Raw genomic sequence first — 21,526 nt, 5'->3', positions numbered from 1 at the left:
AACAAAGGTTCAAAGGATTATTTTTTCTTCTTATATAAATTTAAAATCTATTTCTTATTTAAAACTAACTTATGTGTAGTTCCATCTTTATCAGATGTATTCACTCTAAAAGTTATAATATTCCTGTCTCTATCAATACTAACTTCTGTATTTTCTTCCACATCGTAATCATTTATATTTTTTACTTTAACCTTAAGTTCTATAGATTCTTGCTTCATTGTAGGATCAGATAAATAATATTCATTTCCATTATTATTTCCTTTTACTAAAAGAGATAATGGATTGGAAGCAGTAAAATCTTCGTAAGTATCAGCTTCAAAAAAGTTTATACATAATATATTCTTTTTTGAGTCTTCTACAGCATGTGTTGTTATAGAATTTTTAAGTATTTTAATATTAGCTGTATTTGCATAGTTTTCAATTTCTTTAAGATTCCTATTAGGTAATATTACATAACTATAGGATGAATTTTTTGGATTAGTTCCATGATTAATACTTAAATAACCATAATATTCACTAACCTTATTTTTACCTTCAGGTGTAGTTATGCTATTATTTATATCAAACCAGGTTCCTTCCCTTAAAGATTTTTGAGCAAATGTATTTTGACCTTCTGGAATATAGTAGCCAATCCCAGTGTTTTCAGTTTTACCTTCTAAATAAGCCCATGTACTATTATTTGAATTTAACTTATCATTTACTAAGTTTCCTTGAACTATAAGTTTATTTGATCCATCAGCTTTAAGCTTTCTATTTTCTATAACTGTTTCTACAGGTGAATTGCTTGTACTATTAATATCAGAACCTAATGCAACGATTTCATTATCAAAAAAGAACCAAGACTTTCTTCCTGATAAATCACTACCTGTTAAATTTATATTAGAAAACTCAAATCCTATAGCACCATAAATTCCATCAGTTGCACCACCAGAATATTCTTTTGGATTTAAATAACTCTTCCACTCTTCTAACTTTCCATATGAACCATCAGTAGTTATACCTGGTAGTCTTGCCATATCTATTGTTGGGTAATAATTTCCACTGTATTGAGTTGTATCATCATTATAAAGATTTAATACCCCTGCACCTTGATAAAAACCTTTTCTATTCTCCTTATTGCCATATTCAAATGAAGACATTTTATTTGAAAATAAGCTTAAACCAGCTGCGTAACTTCCTTTTTGACTAACATATCTTTTCATGAAATTCATAGCTTTAAATTCATTTCTGTTATCTAGATTATTAGGTATTGTAGAATCATTTAAAAGCTCTGTTAACGATTGAATTCTTGGTAAACTTAACCCATTCATATAATCTGTAAAGCTTGTATCTGATAATATCATACTCTTAACGAAACCTTGATAAGTTCTTCTATATTCTGGACTTTTATTTGTTTTGGCAATCTTATTTATATAAACTAAAATTGCTCTACCAGCTAAATGATCATTACTATTTAATCTTGAAACACCTCTGCCTCTTGTATTGTCCATAATTGCCCCTTTATAAAATAGAGGAACAAAACTATCTGATACAAATCTATAAACATTATCAATATTTTTAAAACCCGATAAGTAACTTGTATCTTTCAATGCTGTTAAAAAGTCTGAAACTCTTTCAAGAAAAACAGCTCCATATCCGGCAGCATAAGCTAAATTATCATGTTGTATAAATGATCCATCTATATAGAATCCATCAGCTGTTCCCTTTTTAGTAATATCTCCATAGTTTGTATTCATAATAAACGCTGAATCTATATACTGTATACCAAGCTTAATTTTATTTTCGTCATTTCCTAAAACACCTCTCATAGTAACTGCAAAACATTTATCTATAAGGTTAGCTCCCGTTTCTTTAAAAGAAGGCTTGTTTAATGATTTTCTTTTTATAGGATCAGGTACAAAATTATCTATAGAAGCTAAATTTTTATCTAAACTATCCTTATCTAAATCCGTTTTCATTAATGTGAGTATATTTACTAGTGTTAAAGGAGTACCAATTTCAAAATCCCACCAGTTACCATATATCTTTTTTATCTTATTGTTATATACTTTCTCATTTAAAAAATTCATCGCAAATAAGATATCATTTTTAAGATTTTGATTATTATAAAACTTTGAGTTAGGTAGTCTATAAGCTAAAGCCATGTTATATACATTTTTATAACTTGCAGTAATATTTGCAGAATTATTTCCAAGTGGTAAATTGCTCCATAAAAATGCTGGCGAATCTTTTACCATACTGTCCCAGCATCCTTTTTTATCTTCAGTGGAAACTAGATTATCATTAGCATTAATAGCATTTATTAATGCCGTCTCATCTGGATTTGCTTTTCTACCTACTAAATTTTGATACCAATTATTAAAAATACTTTGTGTTTCTGTTTGAGCTTGTTTTTGAATCAAATTAGCACTTTCACTTTTAGGATTAACATTAGCATAAACACTAAATCCTGGAATTGTTGAAATTGTAGCTATTAATAAAGCTACCGAAATTCTTTTTGATAATGCCCTTCTTGCCATAATAACACTCCTTTTCACAATGTAAATATTTTCATTGTTTTAAAAGCAATATTTATGCCATACATTTCTAATATTAGATTTTCATATATTACAATAAAAGAAAATAACGCTATAACACTTAGTAGAAAAATAGGAAAATACTTTTAACGGATTAGATAAAAAAGCTACTACGTATCTTGATTAAGCTTTTTAGTGTAGTACATAAACCCGTTACCCTAATAATTCAAAACTTAAAATACGTTAAATCCTAATGACATAAGAAATTTTTCATTATACACTAAAATTAATTTTATACAATCTAATATTCCAGTTCATAATTTTAAGTATGACTCTAAATTCTATTCATGTTATAAATTTACAATTAATTATATAATATTGTACAATTACATATATATAGACATTATTTTATATTTTTTGAGAATTTTTTAAATTTAATTAAACAAATCCTATTAACGCAAAAGAGGCGTTATATGAATAATAAAGAAATTAAAACAATTAACTCGTCTAAAACAGATATGCTTATATATTTAGAATTATTGTATCTTATAATTACAAATTTATATGTTTTATCCTCAAACCCTTTTTAATAATAGTCAATAACCACATTATAAAATCACATGTTGATTATTTCCTTAACACTTTTTACAAATGAAAGATAAATAAATAATATAAAGAATATTAAATAAGCAACAAAAATTATTATATTCATACTCATTATTTCCCCCAGTATCCCTGCAAGCACCATACCTAATGGCATTAAAGAACCTGTTAACATATTTTTAAATGCAAATACTTTTGAGCGCATGTTAGAAGGTACATACTTTTGCATACTCGATTGAATAAATGAGTTCATTACAGCTAAGCTTAAACCATCTAGGAAAAATAATATAGAAATTAAATAAAAATTTAATGTAAAAGAGTATAAAATCATTGTAATAGAAACTATAATTCCACTTAATATAAATACATGAAACCTTATTTCCTTTTTTATTTCAATTACTGATAATATACCAAATCCCACTAGCATTCCAAATGTGTTAATAGCCATTGCTATTCCAAATAATCCAACACCTAACTCTTTGTGTAACTTGAATAAAGGTAACGTAAGCGTCATAGACATAGCAGCAAAAAAATTTAAAAAAGCAATTGTAATATATAAATACTTAAGTCCTTTTGAATTCTTTACAAATTTTACTCCCGATTTCATATCCTCTATAAAACTTAATTTTTCTGTATATGATTTAACTTCTGGTATTGTAATAAAATATTCAGAAATAGCTGAAAATAAAAAACTCACTCCATTAAATAATAATAATATTGGTGCTCCTATAAGTTGAATCAAAAAACCACCTAATGCATATCCAGCCATATCATTAGCTGAAGTGATTGAAGAATATATTGAATTTGCTTTTATTAACTTAGATTTTGGTACAATATCTGGTATGGATGAGCTAGTTGTTGGATTAAAAAAACACCCACATACGTCTAATATAATTCCCGCTACAAGTACCATCCATATTTGTATGAAGCCCATTATTGCTGCCACTCCAACAAAAAGAATTGTAATACCACAAATAGAATCCGAGATAATTAATACTTTTCTTCTATCATGCCTGTCAATAAATGTACCTGCTAATGGAGAAATAAATATTCTAGGAATAATACTAGCTGCCATTAGCGAGCCCATTAATGCTACAGATCCAGTTTTAGCAAGAATCAAAAAACGAAGTGCAATATCATAAACAGTATCTCCAAAAATTGATACTACCTGTCCTTGCATTAATAAAATAAAATTAGTATTCCATAACTTTTCTTGCAGTTCTTCTTTAGATTCTAAATTAGTCGTTGAATTTAATTCCTTTGATTTGCTTTCTGTTTCTTTTTCCATAGTCTACACTCCTCTTTAAATTAATTTAATTTTTAACAAAAAAATAATAAGCAAAAGTAGGAATTCCTACTCTTGCTTATTTAAAGCTTTTTTAGAAACAAATCAATAATAAAAAAATATCATTATTATTTTGTTTCACAATTAACTATTTAATTTTAGTTTTCCATTTATTTAATAAATATCTTATATTTGTTATATTATAGTAAATTCTTCATAAAGTCAACTACTAAATTTAATAATTTTATTATATTAAAAAATTTATTTTAATGCATTATTTATTGATACACCGTGAATTAATATCCCCCAATAATCAAAAAATTTTTTCTATATATTATTTTTCCTATTATGGAAATTTATAAAAAATAATAATCACAGTAATACTATATTCGCTTATTTTATAGTTATAAAATTATTCTTATGTTATTTGATTTGAAGCACAATTTTTTGTTAATCTATAACAGTTAACAAATATAACTTATTAACAACATATATCTTTTCTTATTTGCCATTCAGATTTTGAAATAGACATTTCATACAAACTCCATTCACCTGTTGGCAATTTTCCTGTATTTCTTATGTACTTCTCTTTTTTAAATCCAACACCTTCATAACACTTAATAGCACTCTCATTAAACTCAAATACTCCAAGTGTTATTTTTTTTAACTTAAACTCTTCAAACCCAATTCTTAATACTTCTATCAATGCCTTCTTTCCTATACCCTTTCCCCTATTAGTCTTGTCCAAAATCAAAAACTTACATATTCTACCAATTTTATTTCTTTTATCTATTTCTCTAAGTTCAATTATTCCAACAACCTCTTCTGTATCAGCAAGTTGTATTTTATAAATAAAAATATTCGATTCCTCCTTTTTACCTTACTAATCTGTTAAAGGATAAATATACATTGTCCTAAACCATTATAATAAATAATCAATTGATTGATTATTATTTCATTCTACAATTTTTATTAAATCCTCTTTTCAACAAAAGTAATTTTTACTCTTCTTTTTTATTTCAATTAAACATACAATATTTACTTATAATATTAAAACGTCCTCTTCTATTTTATATATTTTTTATACAATTTTCCATGATTTCATATTAATAAATCATTAATATTATTTTTTCCACATAGCGCCATTTAAATTATAGTTAATTCTTATAACCCTTTATAATGTATTTAGCGACTATTATTCTATAAAAAAATGAAGCGGATTTCGCTTCATTTCATTTAATAAATATTTATTTATTGTTTATTATTTTGGCAAACTCATTAATACTTTCTTCTGAAATATTTTCTATATCTTTATCTGTTTTAGCAATTTTCTTTACTATAAACTTCTCAAAAAATTTCATATTCTTGAATGAAAATGCTCCTCCAAAACATTTTTTTACAATAGCTCTATTGGCTAGCTCTGATCCAAAAGCATTATTTAATTGAAGCTCAATATCTTTCTCATTCATAGCACATATAAAAAGACCTATCCTTTTTTCTTTTAACTTATTAAAATTTTTTATATAGAAGTTTTTTATTTCCTTTTGAATTTGTCCCATATAAATAGAGCTACCTATTATGATATTATCGAAATGAGCTATCTCAGGTATTTTTTCATTTTTTATATTTATAGCTACAACCTCACCTGTAATTTTATCCTTTAAAAATTTACTACACTTTTCAGTAGTACCGTGTTTAGTTCCATAAATAATAAGTGTCTTCATTTTTTATTTTAGCAAGAAATTAAATTACACTAAACTCTTACTAAAATTCACCACCTTTCTTTCTATAAATTTTTAATATTTAGCAATTATTAGTTCTATAAATATATTTAAAATCAATTTAAATTTAATATTTATATCTCTACTCTTTTATATTCTTGTAAAACTTAATATTAAAATGTACTGAAAAAATTGCAAGTATAACGAATATTCCAACTTTAGTAATAAGGATTGGAAATGGAATTCTAATACCAGCTAAAGCTTGAAAAAGTGTTTGTATTAGAACCATAATTCCTATAATTTCACATGCTCTTAAAATAATAGAAAGTAAAATTTCTCCAAGTCCGTCTTTCTTTTTAAGAAGAAATAAAGATATAAATATCATCGGACTTATTACACCCATATCTAACACATAGGTGATCTCTGTTGTATATATTTCTATAAGTTCTAATGATTTACCAGATGTCAAAGATGTTATTATATCTGGTAACCATGCTACAAAAAGAGAACTGCCCGATAATATTAAGAATATACTTAATCCATTTGATAGTGAAATATTCTTTTGAACTTTTTGTATTTCATTTGCTCTTGTACTCTTTATTAATATAATAATAGCAAAAAGAGAATTTGAGAATAAAGCAATATACAGTAAATGAAGTGAATTATAAGTTACTCCAAATGCTATACTGGTAGCATAGTAAAGCACTATTGCTGTAAATGAAGTTAAAAATAACTTTGACTTTATTGTTCTTTTTTTTATTTCCCTAATTAAAGCAAATATCATCATTGGTACAACTAAAAAAAGTATAGTACAATCAGTACCAATAAAGATTGGAGCTTTAAAATATGAATCATGAGCATAAATTCCATTTCCAAAAATCTTTACATTATCCCCATATTGATTTATAATAACATAGCTTTTATCAGTTCCAAAGGAACATAATCCAAGTATTGTTATTACTATTAGTAGTATAATTATGAAAATTATTAATATATCAATTCCTTTTAATCTTTTTTGCATATTATTTTTCCTCCAACTATAAATACTAAAATATAACTAAATATCATTCCACAATTCCATAATTCCACAATTTTACAATATTAATTTCTTTAATTTTTCTTATCATTTAAGCAATCCATGAATAAGTATATTGAAATGCTGATTTATAAGTCTTTCTTTTTGTTTATCTGGTATATTTTTTTCTAATATTAATCTAGATAAAAGTCCATGAGTTGATGTCCATATTATTTGTGCCGTAAGCTCTACATCCATTTTTCTAAACTTTCCTTTTTTCATACCTAACTCTACTAAGTTACAAAGTCCTTGCATACTTCCTCTATCCTTTGAAACCCCTTCACTGAGCATATCTACTTTTTCTTTTATTGCTTCAATATCACTCATTAAAATGGTTTTAAATTGCTCTGGCATTTCAAGCATTAGATTAATATAATTTCTTAATCCCTCTTCAATCGTTTTTTCTGGGTTTTCAGGGTCTAAATTTATTGATGTTATACTTTTTAGTATTTTTCCATATCCCTCTTCCACAATATAAGTTACTATTTCAGCCTTATCTTTAAAGTAATGATAAATTATCCCTGGCGAATATTCTATTTTATTTGCTATCTTTCTAATTGATAAATTTTCATACCCTTCACTAGTCAATATTTCACTAGCTGTATCTATTATCTTTCTCCTTATAATCTCTTTTTCTTGCTTTCTTCTTTCTAAAGTTCCCATAATATATCCTCCTAAGTCCTAATCATCTATCTAATATTCTATCATCTGCTTTTATCTTAAGTATTTTATAGCAATTAACACATCTCTCAAAAGATGAACTAATAACTAATATTAATGTTATATATAAAAATATATTTAAATAACTAATATTAACACCTATATAGGTTAATAGTGTAAGTCCAGGTACTAAATAAAAATTTACTGCTGCAATACGACCAAAACAGTCAAATACAAAAACATTATTTGAACTTTTAATAATACTTGATGTAAATATAAACTCTATGAACTTAAATAATACAACAAAAATAAACCATGTTGGAATTTTATTATTTATATTTAAAAGAATTAGAGTTGATATAATAAAAATTAAATCTGCCGTTACATCTAAAATACTTCCAAAAGCTGATGATACTAATAGCTTTCTTGCAAGTTTTCCATCTAAGAAATCCGTTAGACATATTAGGATAAATAAGATTACTTCATATATAAGATATAGCTCATTATTAGGATGAATATTTAACTTAAATAAAAATATCAAATAAATTAGAGTTAAATTAATTCTAGCTATAGTCAAAATATTAGGAATCCATCTTAAAATTTTCATAAGTTACTCTCCTGCTATTTTTTTACCTATTTCATAAGCTTTATCTTCATCTTTATTTCCATTTTTGAAATTTATTTTTTCTGTAGCTTTTATTGTACTAAGGTTTTCTCCTATCTTGTCAACTTCTCCATTATTTAATTGAGAACCTGTAGCAAATATTAATACCTTTTTATCTTCATAGTTCTTTATCCTTTTCATATAATCTGTTAATGTGCTTGATATTTGGCCTATATAAACAGGAGAACCAAAAACTACAATTGAATACTGGGAAATATCATTTGATAAATGACTTCCTGGATAATTTAGAGTAACATCATATCCCTCATCTTTTATTCCTCCTGCTATTTTTTCAGCAATTTTATCTGTAACCTTAAATCTCGAAGGCTGATATATTACTAAAGCCTTTTTAGTATTACTTCTATTTGATTTCATTATTTTATTATTATCTCCATAATCTTTATTATTTGATTTTGCAAACCAAACAAATATTGAAATCATTAAACTAATAACTATTATAAGTGTAAAAAAGATTTTCTTTATTACTCTCATTTTTCACCTCTTACTTCTCTTTATTAAACACTGTTATTTCATTGAACACTGTTTAATATGATTTTAAATCTAACTTTTATAATTTGTCAATATATAATTTAAAATCTTTTTAAAAACAAAAAAACAACTAAATTTTACACTAGTTGTTTTTTACTATTTTATGTTTATCTTTTACACATTTTAAATTATTATTGTTCTTTTAAACTCTTCATTTTCTCTTATTTTATGGAGATATTTTTCATGTTATACAGGCATTACAAAACTAATTATAAAGCAAATAAACGCACCTATAATTATGGATAGTGAATTTCTCTCAATACTTAAAGTTCTTTTAAATATGTTTTTAGTTTTTTCATCTTCAAATCTTTTTAATTCAAGATTTGGACGCTCTGTATTCATTTCTCCTAAAATTTTAAAAGATTCTCCCATAGAGCCACCAGAAACTAATGCCATTCCACTTAAAAGAATTACTATTAACCCTTCCAAAAATAAAATATCTTTAAAGCTATAATTAGTAAAATTCTTAATACATAATCCAACTAGAGATAAAATTAATGCCCATACCACTCCAAAAATAATACATTTAATTAACACTCCAAAATTAAATTTTCCCATACCCCTCACTCCCTTTTGCTTCTTCTAAATATTTATTGCATTATACTTAATTTATATTATGCACCCTTTTACATTTATTGTCATTAGTTTTAAGTAATTATTTAAAAACTCCTTCTTATATTTCATCTAATATAAACAATATAACATCCTAAAATATTACAATTGATATTCTAGGATGTTACAATTTAAAATTATATAACTTTATTTAATAGTTCTTATAATATTTACTCTCGTACTTTACATAATTCTCTATGGTATAATCGCCTTCATAACCATTCCACTGTTCTTTCTCTTTACTTAGTTGATAAGAATCTTTAAACCTTTCATTTTCTATAGCATATATTTGCTCCTCAAAGTCTTCAACATCTTGTAATATTTGAGTCTGATAATCATAAAAATCTGTTTCATCACAATTTAGTAAAATTTCCTTTATATCTTTTATAATAATATCTAATAAATTATCAATGGTATTCTTTATTTGATTAAAGTCTTCATTTTCCATAATAATTCACTCCTAATTTATTTTTATAAATCTTTTTAACTTTATTTATCTACAACAAGAACATGATTATTACTTCTGCGACATGTAGCTCTATATAAAATTCTTTATCACTCTTGAAGTTTGCTCTTTTATTAATTAAAAATTTAGTATTTTAATTATTTAATTTAACTATAAACTTCATTCATATAAATATTTTAAACTTTTATACTCAGTATATTTTATGAATTTATTTTTAGTTATGTTACGGAATTTAATATAGGAATATTGTTCCTATCATACTTAAAAGCAATGTTTATGTAGAAACTTATATATTGTTTGTTATATGATACACATTTCTTATATAAAAAGAAAAGATAGATAATTAAATCTAACTTTTCTTTTATATAAATATAAGATTATTTAATATAATTTAACATTGGAAATTCTTCTTTAGTTTGCTTTAAAATGGTATTATAAGTATCTCTAATTTCCTCGGGTGTTGTAACACCTATTCTTTCTTGCTCATTTTGGTTTTCTTCAAAATAAAGTTTTACACTCATAAATTCACTTCTTAATGCATGTAATATATTTAAGGTCTCTTCATTATTTAATTCTATTTTCATAAAATCATCTCAACCTTTCTACTTTAATAATATATATATTCAATAAATATTTACTTTTTCCTTCTAAATTATTAATTAAAAAAGTTGTAAAAAAAATTATATACCTAAAATTAAATTTTTAAATTCCTTGTTTTTTATCTAATATTCTTAATACTGCATCATCTATTCTTTCCTCCTTTATATTTCCCTTTCTGACTTCATCTACTAAATATTTAATCAATTCATCATAACTAGAAATATCTTTTCCTGGAATAACAGTTATATCAGGCATAAGTGCAATATCGCAACCACTATTTATAGCTAGCTTTACTGCTTCTAATTTATTATAATTCTGAGTTACTGCCCCCATATTAAGGGCATCAGTTATAACTACACCCTTAAAACCCATTTTCTCCTTTAATAAATTTGTTACTATTGGCTTTGATAGTGAGGATGGTGTTTTACTGCTGTCTAAAGCTGGAACTGTAATATGACCAACCATAATGAAATCAACATTTGCTTTTATAGCCTCTCTAAAAGGTAATAACTCCACTGACTCAATCCTATTTATATCATGAGTTACCTCTACAAAACCCTTATGGGAATCTCCAATTGTATCACCATGACCAGGAAAATGCTTTGCAGTGGAAAGTATTCCTTGTTCTTTCAATCCATTTATGTATTCAGTTCCAAACGTAGCTACTATTTTTGGATCTGGACTAAAGGATCTATCTCCTATAATTGGATTCTTAGGATTTGTATTGACATCCATAACTGGAGCATAATCTACATTAAAACCAAGTTTTTTTAATTCACTACCTATTGTTTTTGCCGCTTCAAAAGCATTTTTGGGATTCCCTGTTCTTCCTATATCAGCTGCTGTCTTAATATTAAGTTTTACTGGTACTTGAGATATTCTCCCTCCTTCTTCATCTACTGTAATAAAAAATGGTATTTTATCCTTACAACTTTTGATATCTTTTATCATAGTCTGTGATTGTTCTTCACTAATCATATTATTTTTAAATAATATAATTCCACCTGGTTTCCTAGTTTTTAGAAATTCTTTTACACTATCTGTTACCTTAGTAAAATCAACTTTATTATTATTTTCATAAACGTATGGAAGTTCAATTATAATCATTTGTTCTAATTTCTCTTCTAAGGTCAGTTTATTCAATATTTCTTTAGTTTCATTATTTCCTATTAAGCTCTTTGTAATTTTATCATTTAAAATTAAGGCACTCGCAATAAAAGAAACTACTAATACTAGGATTAATAAACCTTTAATCTTTCTCATATAAATTGCTCCTTTAATTAATGTACTTTTATTATTAGTTTACACTTAATTTAATTTATATATATGTTGAAAATTATTCCTTTATCTTAATCATATAAAATCCTGTCTAAAAATCTTAGCTTTTTCGTAATATTTATCTTTAACCTATATGCTATAATAATTTAAAATTAATTATAACTTTATAAAGGAGAATCCACATTGAAAAAAATATTAAAAAAACTTTTAATTTTATCTATAGTGTTTATGATACTAACTTTAATTTATGCAAGATTTATTGAACCCAAATTACTATTTGTAAAAGATGAGATTATTTCTTCACCATATATAGACAAGTCTTTTAACGGCTTTAAAATAATTCAATTTGCAGACACCCATTTAGGAGATTTTTATTCTTTAGAAGACTTAGAAAAACTTGTTATCAAAATAAACGATCAAAAACCTGATTTAGTTATATTTACAGGTGACTTAATAGATAATTCATCAACATATGACAAAACCAAAAGCATAGCTCCCATACTAAATAAAATACAAGCCTCTAAAGGTAAATTTGCTGTTTATGGAAACCATGATTTAGGTGGAGCTGGTGCTAAAGTATATGATGATATTATGAAAAAATCAGGCTTTAAGCTTTTATCAAACTCTAAAACGTCTATCTCATTAGAAAGGGGAAAAAAAATTAGTTTATTTGGCTTAGATGATTTTATGCTTGGCAACCCAAATATAAGCTCTACTTTCAAGGATTTAAACAAAGATGATTATAATATATTATTGGTTCATGAACCTGATGTAGCTGATAGATTGACAGACTACAATATAGATTTGCAGATTTCAGGACATAGTCATGGCGGACAAGTTAGATTACCTTTTTATGGTCCAATAATATCACCTCCATACGCTAAAAATTATAATGTTTCTCATTATACAGTTAACGAAAATTCAAGACCCTATGAACTATATGTAAATACTGGCATTGGAAACACTAAAAACCCTTTTAGATTTATGAACCCACCAAACATTACAGTAATAACTTTGAATAATAAATAAAAATTTAAAAATAAGGGACTACATCGAGTTGAATAAAAATGTTCAACTCGATGTAGTCCCTTTTTATGAATATTAATTATATATTTTCTAAAGCATTTCTTATATCAAAAATAATATCATCAACATTTTCAAGTCCTACTGAAAGTCTAACTAAACCTGGCGTTATTCCTGCTGCTATAAGTTGACTATCTGTAAGTTGTCTATGTGTTGAACTTGCTGGATGAAGTACACAAGTACGAATGTCTGCTACATGAACTACATTAGAAGCAAGCTTTAATGAATCCATGAACTTAACAGCATCTTCTCTTCCCCCTCTTATTGAAAATGAAATAACTCCACTAGATCCAAGAGGTAAATATTTTTTACTGATTTCATGATATTTATTATCTTCTAAACTAGGATAATTAACAAATTCTACTTTTTCTGATTCATTTAAAAATTCAGCTACCTTTTCAGCATTTCTGCAATACTTTTCCATCCTAACAGCAAGAGTTTCTAATCCTAAGTTTAAAAGGAATGCTGCATTTGCTCCTGGATATGCGCCTAAATCTCTCATCATTTGAACTCTAGCTTTTGTAATATATGCAGCTCTTCCAAAGTTTTCTGAATATATTACTCCATGATAAGACTCATCTGGCTCAGTAAACTCTGGAAATTTTCCATTGGTAAAGTCAAAATTTCCACTATCCACAATAACACCACCAACTTGAATTGCATGGCCATCCATATACTTTGTTGTAGAATGTATAACAATATCTGCTCCAAATTCTATTGGTCTACAAAGAATTGGAGTGGCAAAAGTATTATCTACAATAAGTGGTACATTATTTTTATGAGCAATATTTGCAAATTTTTCTATATCAAATATTGCTATGGCAGGATTTGCAATTGTTTCTCCAAAAACAGCTTTTGTATTCTCTTTAAACGCCTTTTGTATCTCTTCTTCTGAAGCTTCAGAATCAACAAATGTACACTCTATACCAAATCTTTTAAGTGTTACTGCAAAAAGATTAATAGTCCCTCCATATATTGTAGACGCACTTATAAAATGATCTCCTGCTTTTAGAATATTAAGAATACTTATTAATGAAGCAGCTTGTCCTGATGTAGTACATAAAGCCCCAACTCCTCCTTCAAGTGCAGCAATTTTCTTCTCTACTGCATCAACCGTAGGATTTGAAATACGTGAATACATATGTCCCTCAGCTGTAAGATCAAATAATTTTCCTATATGATCTGTTGAATCATATGTGTAAGTTGTACTTTGATAAATTGGTAGAGCTCTAGGCTCCCCATTTCGTGGATGATATCCTTCATGTAAGCATTTTGTTTCTATTTTCATAATAGCCCCCCTGTAAAATTAGATATATCATTATTTGTATATCTTTTTATAATAAAAAATTCTTCTTATCATTATCGACAAGAAGAATATATACACCTATTTCTCTACTTATCGATGTTAGCAGAACCACCTTTCATGAGTAGGTTGGTATAGGATCATCGAGCTAACTCTCTCCCCTAGTTCTTGATAAAATGAATATTTAATTTTATTTAATTATATATTAATATTACTTATTTGTAAATATATAGACCGCAATTTTGCAAATTATTAACTAATTCTTATGATTGAATCTAACCCAATTTATAATTTATAAAATGCCTTTCTACAAAATCTTTATAGAAAGGCATTAACTTACAAATATTATTTATTATCCATATTCATTTCTCTTACTATGGCTTCATCTTTAATTTCTTTTCTCATCCCCTTAAGGGCTTCTTCTCTTCTCTCATTTTTATTTATCAACTCTTGTTTCATTTTTTGATCATCTGTTATTTCAATCATATCATCTGCAAGATGCATATTTTGAATAGTATTACTTATATTGCATTGAATTTTTTCTACATTATCACTTCTATCATCTGGTTTATTTTTCATAACTTAGCATCCCCTTTACTTTATATCTTATCTCTTGTACTTATAAATTATTTTAAAATTACATTTCTTAAGTATATATTGCTTAAAAAATAAGCGCTTTTATTTAACACTTCCTTCCTATTTTTTTATTCGTAATATGTGAAAGGTATGATTTTTAATAAATCATTGTCTGATTTATTATGTGTAAATCTATATTTATTATTCTAACTTAAAATTAATAAAGTTATATAATTAATGCTTTTTATATTTATTAATTATATAACCTTTAATAAATTATTAATAAGTTTAAATTTTCTTCAATCTATGATAGAAATACTCTATTATTTGCTTTATAAGTGTTAATAATTATCTCTACAAATATCTTTTTTCTTCGCTTACTTTTAACAATTTTTCAAATCTAATCTCATAATAAAAAAAGATCAAGACAATCAAAAATCTTGTCTTAACCCTTTTTTTATTATTCTTTTTGTAGAATTCTAATACTTCTTATTACAATAATTTTCCTATTAAAAACATAGTTTTCATTCCAAGACCTGTAAATTTGGTTTCATATTCTGTCATTATGTTATCTTTAAAATCAGATTTATGCAAATCATAAGTTACAAATTTTAATTCAAAACCACTTTCTTTAAAATATTCTTGTGATTCATCGAAAAGTCCTATATCATCTGTTTTAAACCATATTTCAGTATTTGGCTTTATAAAGCCTTTGTATAAATTCAAGAAATTTGTATGAGTCAATCTTCTCTTCTTGTGTCTCTCCTTAGGCCATGGGTTACAGAAGTTTATATATAACTTACTGATTTCATTTTCTTCAAAAACATCTGCTATAAAGCCTATATTCATAGGAATTATTCTGACATTAGTTATTTCATTTTCTTTTAACTTTTTAAGAACATATATTAAAACTTCATCTTTTAAATCTACAGCTATAAAATTTATATTAGGAAACTCTAAAGCCTTTTCAGTTATGAATTTTCCTCTTCCACAACCAAGTTCTAAATGAATTGGATTACTATTTCCAAATTCTTCACTCCAATTGCCTTTTTTTATGGAAGGCTTTGTTATTACTCTTGAATCAGCTTCTAATTCCGGTCTCGCCCACCATTTTTTCCTTAGTCTCATATATTATTTCCTCCTAATATCAATTATATTATGCCTAGTAATCTTTCAATTAAAGAAATTATTACTTCTCCAGGATAACTTATTATAGAACCACCAAAATATATTATAGCTATAAATATTATAAACTTGTATCTATCAACTTTTTCTTCAATTTGTAAAAAAAAGTTTGGAAACAAATCTTCAATTATAGCAAAACCATCTAAGCCTGGTACCGGTAATAAATTGAATATAAATAAATACACATTCATTATATATATCATCTTTATAATTATTGATATTAATCCTAGTACTAAACTAACTTGTGAACTTAATTCTATACTTGAAAATATTTCTATATACACCTTATATAATATAGCTCCTAAAATGGCAACTATAAGATTTGCTATTGGCCCTGCAAGTGATACTTTCAAATCATCTTTATATGGATCTTTAAAAGCGCTTCTATTAATCTGAACTGGCTTCGCCCATCCAAATCTACATATAAGAATCATTAAAAATCCTATTGGATCTATGTGAGTTATTGGATTTAGTGTCAATCTACCTTGAAATCTAGGAGTTTTATCACCTAAAATATCTGCAACCTTCGCATGAGCATATTCATGGAAAGTAAAGCCCACTAATATAGCTGGTATAGTTAAAATAGTACGTAATAGTTGATTACTCAATATTCTACCCCCTAATTTGAAGATATAACCTTATCTCCATATAATTTTAAGAAACTACCTTTATATTTAAATTCTTTTTCATCTATTAAGGATTTTATCTTATTTTCTGAAGGAATAACTTGATAAGCAGTATTATTTTCTGCTAAATAGAAGTTCCCTTCCGTAATTGGTTCTTTTAAATCTATAGTCTTCCACTCTGATTTTTTAGTATTTATGTTTCCATAATATATTTTTGTTATTTTATCATCTTGCTTTGTAGCTACATATATAGTATCTGATTTATCTACACCTAAAATTTTGATTTCTCCATTTTCACCAAAACTTATGCTTTTTGATATATAACTTATATATAGATTACTATCATCTTTTGCTCTATAAATTATTTTATCTTCATGAGGTATAATCTTTACATCCTCTATATTTGTTCTTGAAAGTTTTACTCTTTCCATGTCTTTTTCACCATTTAGTTTATAAATTTCTATACCTCTTGATGTTTTAACCTTAACAAAAGCTATTTTTTTCAATGGTGATACTACTATATCTTCTATTTCAGTATTCTTATCTCTTAATGATAGACTATTTATTAAAGTTTTATTCTTTTCATCTATATTGTATATAAAAAACTCTATCTTATTGTTATTTTTCTCAGCTATAAGCATCTCATCATTGTATAACCATTTATATTTTAACATATTATTTGTTTCTATTCTAATAGCATCTTTCTCATCCTGTAATAATTTGTAATAAATACTTCCTTCATTCTCATAAGCTATATACTTTGAACTTTCAGATATTATAGTATTCTTCATTTCAGGTTTTAATTTAAGTAAAATATTATTATCTTCTTTTTTAGGTTCTTCCTTTTTTTCTGGTGTTTTTGCTACTACTACGGTTGATTCTTTTAAATATACATTATTTATATATGTTAAAAAAGCGCCTTGAATAGCTATAGCAATAACTATATAAATAGCTAAATTTTTAAAATATTTTTTCATAAATTTCTCTCCTCTTTATTTAACTAAGAAAGCAGTTGGTAAAAATCTCAAACCATCTTTACTTGATGGAGAGTTTTTAATTTTTCCATCAAAAAACATAGTAGTTGAAGAACCACCATCTAAATTTGCTGCATTATAAGCACCATATTCTAACATTAAATCTTGAACTTCTTTTCCTGTTGCTCCCACACTATTTATTTGTCTTCCATCAACAACTAACATAAGAACTGTTCCATCTTTCTTTTGACCTATTACTGTTCTTGGTTGTATTCCTATACCACCATTACCCGACTCTATGGTAGGTTTACCATTTACAACAAAAAATGGTCCAAAAGATACTGCATCCTTAATCTTTAAAGATTCTATCTGCTTTAAAGTATATTTACCTATGGTTAATATACCATCATAATTGAAACCTATAAGTGATATTTTATCATTTGCTGGTATTTCATTAAAAACTATTTTACCATCTTTCATTACAAAGCCTGTAGGTACACCACCATTACCTTGTCCATCAACATCTACGAAACCACCAGCATTTATACCAGCTACAGCATTATTTTTTTTAGCCATTTCATCTAATGTTATACCGTATTTGTTTAAACTATCTGTAAGTCCCAATTCAACTCTTTTAGAATCTTTAATCTGTAACATATATGCTTTAAAGTTTGGTTTTTTTATTTCTTCAAATGTAATTCCATCTGTTGATTTTTCATTGGTTGTCTCCCTATTATTAAGTACCTTTATATCTGATACATTTGAATTTTTATCATCATTAGCTTTATTTCTTTCTAATATTTCATTAATTTCTTTATCTGTTAGAAAGAAGGTTGCAAAATATCTATGCTTAAATGTAGTCATAGCTGTAGTTACCATCATTTCTCTAACATTTTTTAATGGTCCATAGTAAACTAGCGGTATTGAAACACACATACCTACTATAATATTTGCAAGTAAAAAATTAATTATATTTTTTACTATTTTTTTTCCCTTATTAAGAGATTTTTTATTATTTTGCATATTTTTAATCACTCCAAATTAAATTTTGTTTTTTGCAATTTCTAGTAGATATTCATCTAATGTTATGCCTTTTTCTGTTATTATTTTAGCTGTTTCTAAACCTACATATCTTATATGCCATGGCTCATAACTATATCCAGTTATGGTCTCTTTGCCCTTTGGATATCTAATAATAAATCCATATTTGCTGCAATTATCTTTTATCCACAAGCCTTCTTTTGTTTTTGCAAAATCTTCATTTAAATCACTAAATTTTATTCCATTTATATCTACAGCTAGTCCAGTTTGATGTTCACTTGAACCAGGTTTAGCTACGTACTTATTAGTTTCTTCTATCCCAGCATTCTTTAATTTATTTTCATAAACTTCTTCTTGACTATCATAACTTCTATAAGCTGAAACAATCATTAAATTTATATCATCTCTTCTCGCATCATAAAACATTTTTTCTAGAGCTTCAGCAGCCTCTTTTCTCATTTGTCTTATTTCAGGACTTGCTTTTTTGGCTATTTTTACTTTTGGTATTATTAAATCTTGAGGTTTATAATTTTTATCTAATAACATATTTTTATTAACAAGTTTTAGATATTCATTTGAATCACATATATTTTTTATATTTTCATCATATTTCTTCTTAGTATTCTCTTCAGTTTTAGCTAATAATTGTTGCTTTTCTGTCACTTTTTTTGCTATTTCTATAGCTTCCTTTTCACTCTTTCTGAGTTCTTGGTTTTTACAAATAGAGTTTATAGTAAATATGCTCGTCCCTATTATAATCAAATAAATTATGTACATCATAATATCACTTAAAAAAACAAGCTTTTTTGAAGGGTTTTTCAAAAATTTCTTTAAATCTCTCATATTAAATTCTCCCTAATATAAATTTAAAAATAAATAAGTATAACTAAGCAATTTTATTATATATGTATATAGTAGTATTTTCAATATATTATACTTTAAGTTTACAATCTCTTAAATTTACTGCACTATTTTAAGGTAAAAAAAAGATAAGCTTCTAAAATTTAGCTTATCTTTTTTATATTTTATAATCTTTTAGCTCCTTCAAATGCAAGTACACTTCTTTCACATTCATCATATTTTAATGTAACTTGATAACAAAGTTGACTTCCTTTCATTTTTTCAGAAGCATAACAAAGTCCATTACTTCTTGAATCTAAGAATGGCTGGTCTATTTGATCAGGATCTCCAATTAGAATAAGCTTTGACCCTTCACCAATTCTTGTAATTATAGCTTTAACTTGTTTTGGCGTAAGATTTTGAGCTTCATCTATTATAACCCAATTTTTCACTATACTTCTGCCTCTTAGATAAGCTACTGCCTCTGTAGTTATTATCCTTCTCTCAAAAAGCTCTTCTATCTTATCATTAAGCTCCTTTTCATTTTTATATCTTTCAACCTCATCTGAGTCTATTAAAATTTCTAAATTATCATATATAGGTCTCATAAATGGTGCAATTTTTTCTTGCTCTGATCCCGGTAAATAACCTATTTCTTCATCCATAGTTACATTAGGCCTGCAAACTAATATCCTTCTATATTTACCACTTTGTTCTTCTATTATTTTTTGAAGACCCACAGCTAACGAAAATAATGTTTTAGCCGTTCCTGCCGGACCTTTTATTATTACTAATGGTGCTATCTCTGCACTTGTACTTAAACTCTCTATCATAAACTTTTGGCCAACATTTCTCGGGTTTAAACCCATTATATTAGTCTCTTTATAATAAAGTGGTACTATTTTCTTTCCATTGAATCTTCCTAAAGCTGTTTGTTTGTCATTTATATTTGAATGAATTATTAAAAACTCATTTATTATAAGCTCAGGTTTTAAATAGCTCTGACTAACATCATCGTAATATTTAACAACACTTGAATCTAAACTCTTTTCTCTAAAAAATTTATCTAAATCTTCATTTGACACATATACATCTAATCTACCTGTATATTGACTTGTTTGATCTGGAACTACCTCTTCATAAAAATCTTCTACTTCTATATCTACAGTATCAGCTTTTATACGTTCAAATATATCCTTAGTTATTAAACAAACCTTCTCCCCTTTTTCCTTAAGAGCTTTGCAAACTTGTATTATTCTATTATCAGGCTTTGCAATATCCCAAGATTGAGGTATTTGGGTATCATAATGATTTGTTTCAACTCTAAGTTTACCACCACCTTCTAAGGTAATTCCTTCACTTAGCTTACCTCCCTTTCTTAGTTTATCTAATAACCTTGCCACATGTCTTGCATTAAGACCCAAATCATTGTTAATTTTCTTTAGGTTGTCAAGCTCTTCTAACACAACCTCAGGTATAACTACATCATTATCTCCAAAAGTCAGTATAGCTCCTGGAAAATATAATAATACATTGGTGTCTAGTACATAGGTTTTTTTCAAATCTAACACCCTCCCTCATTATAATAAAGCATGAGTTATATTCCAAAATACACCTTATTAATAATGTATATGATAAAAATATAAATTTAGCCACACTTTTATTAATTATTATTATTTTACCAAATGTAATATTTATATTAATATTTATCAAAAAAATTGAATATTTTTTATTTTTTTGTTATAATATAGTTATATTTTTTAACACTTTATTCTATTTTTAATTTTGCCCTCTTAACTTTTTATATATTTAATTTGGGTGTGGTTTACCACACCTTTTTTAAGTTTATGCTATAATTAAGTTGAAAAT

The 21,526-nt window shown here is 26.1% G+C and carries 21 protein-coding genes; 1 reads left to right on the top strand and 20 read right to left on the bottom strand.

The window, feature by feature from the left end:
• Window positions 1–47: 47 nt before the first annotated feature.
• From BUB01_RS05195 to BUB01_RS05140, 12 genes are all read right to left on the bottom strand, one after another.
• On the bottom strand, window positions 48–2,519 hold the full coding sequence (locus BUB01_RS05195) for a polysaccharide lyase 8 family protein (protein WP_072985623.1): 2,472 nt from the start codon (window positions 2,517–2,519) through the stop codon (window positions 48–50).
• Window positions 2,520–3,132: 613 nt separating this feature from the next.
• Window positions 3,133–4,407 (bottom strand): MFS transporter, encoded by a 1,275-nt coding sequence (locus BUB01_RS05190; RefSeq protein ID WP_072985622.1) that lies wholly within the window; start codon window positions 4,405–4,407, stop codon window positions 3,133–3,135.
• Window positions 4,408–4,885: 478 nt separating this feature from the next.
• The gene (locus tag BUB01_RS05185; protein ID WP_278337118.1) at window positions 4,886–5,257 is read right to left on the bottom strand and encodes a GNAT family N-acetyltransferase; all 372 of its coding nucleotides are present in this window, start codon (window positions 5,255–5,257) and stop codon (window positions 4,886–4,888) included.
• A 394-nt stretch (window positions 5,258–5,651) separates the two neighbouring features.
• The gene (locus tag BUB01_RS05180; protein ID WP_072985621.1) at window positions 5,652–6,128 is read right to left on the bottom strand and encodes a flavodoxin domain-containing protein; all 477 of its coding nucleotides are present in this window, start codon (window positions 6,126–6,128) and stop codon (window positions 5,652–5,654) included.
• A 139-nt stretch (window positions 6,129–6,267) separates the two neighbouring features.
• Window positions 6,268–7,146 carry a hypothetical protein gene (locus BUB01_RS05175; protein WP_072985620.1) on the bottom strand — a complete coding sequence of 293 codons (879 nt, stop codon included), beginning with the start codon at window positions 7,144–7,146 and terminating at the stop codon, window positions 6,268–6,270.
• Between the two features lie 102 nt (window positions 7,147–7,248).
• Window positions 7,249–7,863, bottom strand: a complete 615-nt coding sequence (locus BUB01_RS05170) for a TetR/AcrR family transcriptional regulator (RefSeq protein ID WP_072985619.1) — start codon at window positions 7,861–7,863, stop codon at window positions 7,249–7,251.
• A gap of 22 nt (window positions 7,864–7,885) precedes the next feature.
• Window positions 7,886–8,467 carry a CDP-alcohol phosphatidyltransferase family protein gene (locus tag BUB01_RS05165; protein WP_072985618.1) on the bottom strand — a complete coding sequence of 194 codons (582 nt, stop codon included), beginning with the start codon at window positions 8,465–8,467 and terminating at the stop codon, window positions 7,886–7,888.
• 3 nt (window positions 8,468–8,470) lie between these two features.
• A complete protein-coding gene (locus BUB01_RS05160; protein ID WP_072985617.1) occupies window positions 8,471–9,016 on the bottom strand; it encodes a flavodoxin domain-containing protein in 546 nt (181 codons plus the stop codon).
• Window positions 9,017–9,259: 243 nt separating this feature from the next.
• The gene (locus tag BUB01_RS05155) at window positions 9,260–9,631 is read right to left on the bottom strand and encodes a hypothetical protein (RefSeq protein ID WP_072985616.1); all 372 of its coding nucleotides are present in this window, start codon (window positions 9,629–9,631) and stop codon (window positions 9,260–9,262) included.
• Window positions 9,632–9,836: 205 nt separating this feature from the next.
• Window positions 9,837–10,133 carry a hypothetical protein gene (locus BUB01_RS05150; protein WP_072985615.1) on the bottom strand — a complete coding sequence of 99 codons (297 nt, stop codon included), beginning with the start codon at window positions 10,131–10,133 and terminating at the stop codon, window positions 9,837–9,839.
• Window positions 10,134–10,528: 395 nt separating this feature from the next.
• Entirely contained in the window at window positions 10,529–10,735 is a 207-nt protein-coding gene (locus tag BUB01_RS05145) for a hypothetical protein (RefSeq protein WP_072985614.1), read from the bottom strand.
• 118 nt (window positions 10,736–10,853) lie between these two features.
• Window positions 10,854–12,014, bottom strand: coding sequence for a glycoside hydrolase family 3 N-terminal domain-containing protein (locus BUB01_RS05140; protein ID WP_072985613.1), 1,161 nt, complete (start codon window positions 12,012–12,014; stop codon window positions 10,854–10,856).
• A gap of 198 nt (window positions 12,015–12,212) precedes the next feature.
• Between BUB01_RS05140 and BUB01_RS05135 the strand changes: the two genes are divergently transcribed.
• Window positions 12,213–13,058 carry a metallophosphoesterase gene (locus BUB01_RS05135; protein WP_200802841.1) on the top strand — a complete coding sequence of 282 codons (846 nt, stop codon included), beginning with the start codon at window positions 12,213–12,215 and terminating at the stop codon, window positions 13,056–13,058.
• Window positions 13,059–13,134: 76 nt separating this feature from the next.
• Here the strand turns inward: BUB01_RS05135 and BUB01_RS05130 are convergent, their stop codons facing one another.
• The 8 genes from BUB01_RS05130 to BUB01_RS05095 form a co-directional block, all read right to left on the bottom strand.
• Window positions 13,135–14,400, bottom strand: a complete 1,266-nt coding sequence (locus BUB01_RS05130) for an O-acetylhomoserine aminocarboxypropyltransferase/cysteine synthase family protein (RefSeq protein ID WP_072985612.1) — start codon at window positions 14,398–14,400, stop codon at window positions 13,135–13,137.
• 360 nt (window positions 14,401–14,760) lie between these two features.
• Window positions 14,761–14,994 carry a small acid-soluble spore protein Tlp gene (gene tlp, locus BUB01_RS05125; RefSeq protein WP_072985611.1) on the bottom strand — a complete coding sequence of 78 codons (234 nt, stop codon included), beginning with the start codon at window positions 14,992–14,994 and terminating at the stop codon, window positions 14,761–14,763.
• Between the two features lie 489 nt (window positions 14,995–15,483).
• Window positions 15,484–16,119 carry a tRNA (guanosine(46)-N7)-methyltransferase TrmB gene (gene trmB / locus BUB01_RS05120; protein ID WP_072985610.1) on the bottom strand — a complete coding sequence of 212 codons (636 nt, stop codon included), beginning with the start codon at window positions 16,117–16,119 and terminating at the stop codon, window positions 15,484–15,486.
• A 23-nt stretch (window positions 16,120–16,142) separates the two neighbouring features.
• On the bottom strand, window positions 16,143–16,784 hold the full coding sequence (locus BUB01_RS05115) for a site-2 protease family protein (RefSeq protein WP_072985609.1): 642 nt from the start codon (window positions 16,782–16,784) through the stop codon (window positions 16,143–16,145).
• 11 nt (window positions 16,785–16,795) lie between these two features.
• A complete protein-coding gene (locus tag BUB01_RS05110) occupies window positions 16,796–17,779 on the bottom strand; it encodes a hypothetical protein (protein ID WP_072985608.1) in 984 nt (327 codons plus the stop codon).
• 15 nt (window positions 17,780–17,794) lie between these two features.
• The gene (locus tag BUB01_RS05105) at window positions 17,795–18,799 is read right to left on the bottom strand and encodes a phosphodiester glycosidase family protein (protein WP_072985607.1); all 1,005 of its coding nucleotides are present in this window, start codon (window positions 18,797–18,799) and stop codon (window positions 17,795–17,797) included.
• An 18-nt stretch (window positions 18,800–18,817) separates the two neighbouring features.
• Window positions 18,818–19,660 (bottom strand): M15 family metallopeptidase, encoded by an 843-nt coding sequence (locus BUB01_RS05100; RefSeq protein ID WP_084108371.1) that lies wholly within the window; start codon window positions 19,658–19,660, stop codon window positions 18,818–18,820.
• Between the two features lie 182 nt (window positions 19,661–19,842).
• Entirely contained in the window at window positions 19,843–21,219 is a 1,377-nt protein-coding gene (locus tag BUB01_RS05095) for a PhoH family protein (protein ID WP_072985606.1), read from the bottom strand.
• Window positions 21,220–21,526 lie beyond the last annotated feature (307 nt).

The sequence above is a fragment of the Clostridium cavendishii DSM 21758 genome, from assembly GCF_900141845.1.
Lineage (GTDB): Bacteria > Bacillota > Clostridia > Clostridiales > Clostridiaceae > Clostridium_AG > Clostridium_AG cavendishii.
This window is presented reverse-complemented; position numbering and strand designations above follow the sequence as displayed.

Coding starts and splice junctions, on each gene's coding strand:
- BUB01_RS05105 (WP_072985607.1), bottom strand. CDS start 18,799: ATGCAAAATAATAAAAAATCTCTTAATAAGGGAAAAAAAATAGTAAAA.
- BUB01_RS05100 (WP_084108371.1), bottom strand. CDS start 19,660: ATGAGAGATTTAAAGAAATTTTTGAAAAACCCTTCAAAAAAGCTTGTT.
- BUB01_RS05155 (WP_072985616.1), bottom strand. CDS start 9,631: ATGGGAAAATTTAATTTTGGAGTGTTAATTAAATGTATTATTTTTGGA.
- tlp (WP_072985611.1), bottom strand. CDS start 14,994: ATGAAAAATAAACCAGATGATAGAAGTGATAATGTAGAAAAAATTCAA.
- BUB01_RS05130 (WP_072985612.1), bottom strand. CDS start 14,400: ATGAAAATAGAAACAAAATGCTTACATGAAGGATATCATCCACGAAAT.
- BUB01_RS05190 (WP_072985622.1), bottom strand. CDS start 4,407: ATGGAAAAAGAAACAGAAAGCAAATCAAAGGAATTAAATTCAACGACT.
- BUB01_RS05170 (WP_072985619.1), bottom strand. CDS start 7,863: ATGGGAACTTTAGAAAGAAGAAAGCAAGAAAAAGAGATTATAAGGAGA.
- BUB01_RS05110 (WP_072985608.1), bottom strand. CDS start 17,779: ATGAAAAAATATTTTAAAAATTTAGCTATTTATATAGTTATTGCTATA.
- BUB01_RS05180 (WP_072985621.1), bottom strand. CDS start 6,128: ATGAAGACACTTATTATTTATGGAACTAAACACGGTACTACTGAAAAG.
- BUB01_RS05145 (WP_072985614.1), bottom strand. CDS start 10,735: ATGAAAATAGAATTAAATAATGAAGAGACCTTAAATATATTACATGCA.
- BUB01_RS05175 (WP_072985620.1), bottom strand. CDS start 7,146: ATGCAAAAAAGATTAAAAGGAATTGATATATTAATAATTTTCATAATT.
- BUB01_RS05165 (WP_072985618.1), bottom strand. CDS start 8,467: ATGAAAATTTTAAGATGGATTCCTAATATTTTGACTATAGCTAGAATT.
- BUB01_RS05140 (WP_072985613.1), bottom strand. CDS start 12,014: ATGAGAAAGATTAAAGGTTTATTAATCCTAGTATTAGTAGTTTCTTTT.
- BUB01_RS05160 (WP_072985617.1), bottom strand. CDS start 9,016: ATGAGAGTAATAAAGAAAATCTTTTTTACACTTATAATAGTTATTAGT.
- BUB01_RS05150 (WP_072985615.1), bottom strand. CDS start 10,133: ATGGAAAATGAAGACTTTAATCAAATAAAGAATACCATTGATAATTTA.
- trmB (WP_072985610.1), bottom strand. CDS start 16,119: ATGAGACTAAGGAAAAAATGGTGGGCGAGACCGGAATTAGAAGCTGAT.
- BUB01_RS05195 (WP_072985623.1), bottom strand. CDS start 2,519: ATGGCAAGAAGGGCATTATCAAAAAGAATTTCGGTAGCTTTATTAATA.